The 5,164-nt window shown below is 63.9% G+C and carries 4 protein-coding genes; 2 read left to right on the forward strand and 2 right to left on the reverse strand.

Annotation, left to right across the window (positions count from 1 at the left end):
- Positions 1–57 precede the first annotated feature (57 nt).
- Together JXA24_03420 and JXA24_03425 are read right to left on the reverse strand one after the other, a co-directional pair.
- The gene (locus JXA24_03420; GenBank protein ID MBN1282805.1) at positions 58–990 is read right to left on the reverse strand and encodes a radical SAM protein; all 933 of its coding nucleotides are present in this window, start codon (positions 988–990) and stop codon (positions 58–60) included.
- Between the two features lie 4 nt (positions 991–994).
- Entirely contained in the window at positions 995–2,161 is a 1,167-nt protein-coding gene (locus JXA24_03425; protein ID MBN1282806.1) for a DUF1343 domain-containing protein, read from the reverse strand.
- 119 nt (positions 2,162–2,280) lie between these two features.
- Here JXA24_03425 and JXA24_03430 point away from each other — a divergent pair, with 119 nt between their 5' ends.
- Positions 2,281–4,311: an oligopeptide transporter, OPT family gene (locus JXA24_03430; protein MBN1282807.1), complete on the forward strand. Its 2,031-nt coding sequence runs from the start codon at positions 2,281–2,283 to the stop codon at positions 4,309–4,311.
- Between the two features lie 74 nt (positions 4,312–4,385).
- Positions 4,386–5,164, forward strand: a 779-nt coding sequence (locus JXA24_03435; GenBank protein MBN1282808.1) for an aminopeptidase, incomplete at its 3' end; no start/stop codon positions are given.

Raw genomic sequence — 5,164 nt, forward strand, 5'->3', positions numbered from 1 at the left:
CGAGGATGAGAGTCAGTCCGAAATTGATTGGTCGTATATCTATCCATTTATGGAGTTTTAGTCCTCGATCCTCTGAATCCACCCCTCTGTGAGGCCGTGGCGAAGAAGTGCCGCCTCGGCCTCCTTGAACTCGTCGCGGGTGATCCTTCTCCCCAGCAGCGGGTCCTCCACCGCGTCGTGCGCGGGAAAGTACTGGCTCATGAGGTTGACCGGCACGTCGGTCGAGAGCTCCTTCGCTATGAACTCGAAGACCTTCTCCGATCCCGCGAGGCCGCCCGGCAACACGAGATGCCGGATCAAAAGGCCGCGCACGCCGATGCCGTCTCCGTCCATCCTGAGCGCGCCCACCTGTCGGTACATCTCCTTGACTGCGGGCCGGGCGTGCTCCCAGTAATCTGCTGCCAGCGAGCAGCGCCCCGCCGACTCGCGCGTCGAGTACTTCATGTCCGGCATGTAGATGTCGATCACGCCATCCAGGAGCGCGAGCGCATCCATGCCCTCGTAGCCGTTCGAGTTGTAGACGATCGGCAGCGAGAGCCCCTCCTTCGCCGCTACCGCGAGCCCCGCGAGAAACTGCGGCACGACGTGCGAAGGGGTGACGAGGTTTATGTTGTGCGCGCCCATCCTCTGCAGGCCCAGCATCATCCGGCCGAGCCTTGCCGCCGTCACCGTCTCGCCGTGTCTCAGGTGGCTGATCGGCCAGTTCTGGCAGAAGCGGCAGCTCATGTTGCACCCTGTGAAGAAGATCGTGCCTGATCCGCGCGTGCCCGATATGGGCGGCTCCTCGCCGTGGTGGAGGTTCGCGCTCGCCACCCCCGCCCTCTTGCCGATTCGGCAATAGCCGAGCTCTCCTGCGATGCGGTCCGCACCGCAGTCGCGCGGGCAGAGGCGGCAGGAGCGCATGGCTGCCCAGGCGCGGCCCGCCCTGCGCGCCAGCTCGCCGCTCTTCATGAGGCCGATGTATGAGGGGAAGGCCGCGGAGCTTTTCATGTCTTCAGTAGAGGAGCGCCGATCTGCGCATCTCGATCAGTTCGTAAGGGGTCTTTGCCAGCACCTCGATCGTGTCGAGGCTGAGCCCGTCGATCGCCTCGCGGAACGCGGAGGAGCCGGTGAGCAGATCGATCGCGGGCCGGTTCGTCACGAATTCGTAGGGATCGTTCCTCCATTCGAAGCCTTTGCCTCTGTAGAGGCGGTGGCACAGCCAGATGAATGCGAGCCCGGCGAGATACGGCCTGAACCCCTTTTCGTCCGACACCACGAAGCGCACCCCGTGGCAGAGCCTGTTCGCCCACTTCTGCCTCGTGGGGATGAACGAGGTGGGCGCTGCGCTCACGCCCGGCAGCGAGAGCGCGTTGAACGCCTCCATCAGCTCGTCCGTGTCCATGTACGGGGCGCCCGCCACCTCGAACGGCGTGTCGGTGCCGCGGCCCTCGGAGATGTTCGTCGCCTCGACGAGGCACATGCCCGGATAGAGGAGCGCGGCGGTGTATGAGCGCATGTTGGGGGATGGGTTGACCCAGGGGAGGCCCGCTTCCGCCCATCTCATATCGCGTCGCCAGCCCTGCATCGGCACGACAGAAAGATCGCAGCCCATGCCCCCCTGATCGTTCATGAGCTGAACGATCTCGCCGATGGTCATTCCGTGGCGGACCGGTATGGGGAAGAGACCTACAAAGGACTGATATCCTTCATCAATACCTGGCCCCTCCACCAGCTCCCCGCCGATGGGATTCGGCCTGTCGCACACGACGATCGGCTTTTTCGCCTCAGCGCATGCCTCCATGCACAGCGCCGTGGTCCATATATATGTATAGTAGCGGCTGCCTATGTCCTGAAGGTCAACGATGAGCGCGTCTATCCCCTTCAGCATTTCGGGCGTGGGCTTGAGCGAGTCGAGGTCCTTGCCGTAGAGGCTGTGGACCGGCACGTTGCTCGCCGCATAGGCATGGCTCTCGACCGCCTCCATGTCCTCCGCCTTTGTGGCGAAGCCGTGCTCCGGTCCGAAGAGCGCGGCGATCGTCGCCCCGCCGTCGTTAGCGAGCCGGTCCAGGGTATGACGGCCGGCCGCATCCACGCTCGCCGCGTGCGCGAGCAGCCCCGCCCTCTTGCCCTCGATCAGCTCCGGCCTGTCCTTGATGAGCGCCTCTATCCCCAAAAGCATGCAGTGTGGATAGCAGATAACGAACCACGAGTCACGAGTTACGAGTCACGAGTCACGGCCTTTGTTGACAAAACTGGCCATATTCATTAGCCATATTCAACTTTCATAGGGGAGGAAAAATGGAACACCACGGGAAGTCCGGCCTTCCGGACAACGCCTATACGGAGCTCAAGAAAGGCGAGGCCTACACCCCGATCGTGCCGGCAGATTCTTCGGTCAAAGAGATAACCTTCAGGTCGGTGTTCACGGGGATCATCATGGCGATCCTGTTCTCCGGGGCCGCCGCGTTCCTCGGCCTCAAGATCGCGCAGGTCTTCGAGGCCGCGATCCCGATCGCGATACTGGCGGTGGGGCTCGGCACCCTCTTCCGCCGCAGGTCCACCATACTGGAGAACGTCGTCATCCAGTCGATCGGCGCGGCTTCCGGGCTGATCGTGGCCGGCGCCATCTTCACCCTGCCCGCCCTCTACATCCTCGGGCTCGACGCGCACGTCGACCTCTTCCAGCTCTTCATGGCCGCGACCCTGGGCGGAGTCCTCGGCGTCCTGTTCCTCGTGCCGCTGCGCCGCTACTTCGTCTCCGACATGCACGGCAAGCTCCCGTTCCCGGAGGCCACCGCCACGACCGAGGTCCTGGTCGCCGGAGCCAAGGGCGGCAGGCAGGCCAAGGTGCTGGCGGTCGCCGCGATCATCGGAGGGATCTACGACTTCGTCTCGATAGCCATGCGAGGCTGGGCCGAGGAGTTCACGACGGGCATGGTCCAGCTCTTCGCGCCGCTGACCGACAAGGTCAAGGCGGTCATGTCGATCAACACCGGCGCCGCGGTTCTGGGGCTGGGATACATCGTGGGGCTACGCTACGCGATGATCATCGCGTGCGGGTCGTTCCTCTCGTGGTTCGTCATGATCCCGATGGTCAACTACCTGGGCGGATTCATGCAGGTCGCGATGCCGCCCGCAGACCCCGACACCCTGATCGCCTCGATGAGCGCGCACCAGATATTCTCGACCTATGTTCGCTACATCGGCATCGGGGCGATATTCGCCGCCGGCCTCATCGGAATCGTCAAGGCGAGCCCCATCATCCTTCAGGCGTTCACCAAGGGGTTCAGGGAGATATTCGCTTCGCGCAAAAGGCACGAGGGCGAGACCGGGGTGGAGCGCACCCAGCGCGACATCCCCATGGCCGCGGTCATCGTGGGCATGCTGCTCGTCGTAGTCGTGAGCTTCGTGTTCTTCAGGTACTCGGTGCTGGTGGGCCAGGTCTCGCCGCTCAAGATCAGCCTCATAGCGATAGCGGTGGTCTTCGTGATCTCGTTCCTCTTCACGACGGTGGCCGCCCGCGCGATCGCGATAGTGGGAATCAACCCTGTCTCCGGAATGACGCTGATAACGCTGATCCTCTCGTGCCTCATACTGGTCGCGGTCGGCCTCTCGGGGCCGAAGGGCATGATGGCCGCGCTGGTGATCGGCGGCATGGTCTGCACGGCCCTGGCGATGTCAGGCGGGCTCATCACCGACCTCAAGGTCGGCTACTGGATCGGCTCCACCCCGTCGCGCCAGCAGTGGTGCAAGATACTCGGGACGGTCTTCGCCGCGGCCACGGTCGCCGGCGTGATCGTCATGCTCAACAAGGTCTACGGCTTCGTGCCGACGATCGAGCATCCGAAGCCGCTGCCGGCCCCGCAGGCCAACGCGATGGCGGCGGTGATCAAGGGCATCATGGCAGCCAAGAGCGCGCCGTGGCTCCTCTATGGCGTGGGCGCGGTGATCGCCGTCCTCATGGAGATGCTGGGGATCGCGCCGCTGGCGTTCGCGCTCGGCATGTACATACCCCTTTCGCTCAACACCCCGATACTCGTCGGCGCCCTGGTCGCCCACTACGTGCAGAGGAGCGCCGGCAAGGACGAGGCGCTCGGAAGGGCCCGCCGCGAGCGCGGGACGCTGATCGCATCCGGATTCATAGCGGGCGGCGCCCTCATGGGCGTGCTCGGCGCGGTGCTGAAGTACATCGAGTCGGAGACCGGCGTAACGATCCTGCCCGACCTCGCGAACGATGGCGCGTTCGGGAACTGGCTGGGGCTTGCGATGCTCGCCGCCCTGTGCGTCTACGTGTACGTGGATTCGAAGCGGGCGAAGAAAGAGGCTTGAGCGGGATGGACGAATTTAGGATTGCCCCGGCGGCCTGAGGGATGCTGCCGGGGCTTTTCACGAAAGGAGAGGCCATGGACCCGATAGAGTTCGGAGCGAAGCAGGCGGTGGTCAACTGCGTGAAGGTGAGAAGCGGCGAGAACGTCGTCGTGATCACCGACCGCGCTACCGAGAGGCTGGCCGACGCGCTGGTCGATCAGGCGAAAAAGGCGGGCGGCAACGTGAAGAAGTTCGTGATGGAGGATTTCGGGGCGAGGTCCGAGGACGGCTCGCGCCCGCTCGCGTTCCCGTCGGAGGTCGGCGAGGTGCTGAAGAAGGCGCAGGCGAGCTTCTACATGGCCCAGGGGAAGCAGGGCGAGCTGGCCACCTTCCGCATCCCCATGCTCAAGATCACGGAGGAGTTCAAGGTGCGCCACGGCCACATGCCCAACTTCACCGAGCAGATGATGAGCCAGGGGATGTCGGCCGACTACGCGAAGATCCAGGAGCTGTCGAAGAAGGTGTACGACATCGTGAATCGGGCGAAGAAGATCTGGGTGAAGACCCCGGCCGGCACCGACGCCACCTTCGAGTTCGACGGAAAACTCAAGTGGATCATCTGCGACGGCGACATAAAGCCCGGCCACTGGTCCAACCTCCCGGACGGCGAGGTGTTCTCTTCGCCGGCGGACGCAGCGGGCACGATGGTGATAGACGGCTGCCTCGGCGACTATTTCACGGGCAAATACGGCGACCTCAAGGCCACGCCCCTCAAATACACGCTCAAGGGCGGCCGGTGCGTGAAGGGCAGCGTCGAGTGCGCGAACGACGCCCTCAAGAAGGACTTCGAGAACTACACGTTCAACACCGACGA

Source organism: Pseudomonadota bacterium (assembly GCA_016927275.1).
GTDB lineage: Bacteria > UBA10199 > UBA10199 > 2-02-FULL-44-16 > JAAZCA01 > JAFGMW01.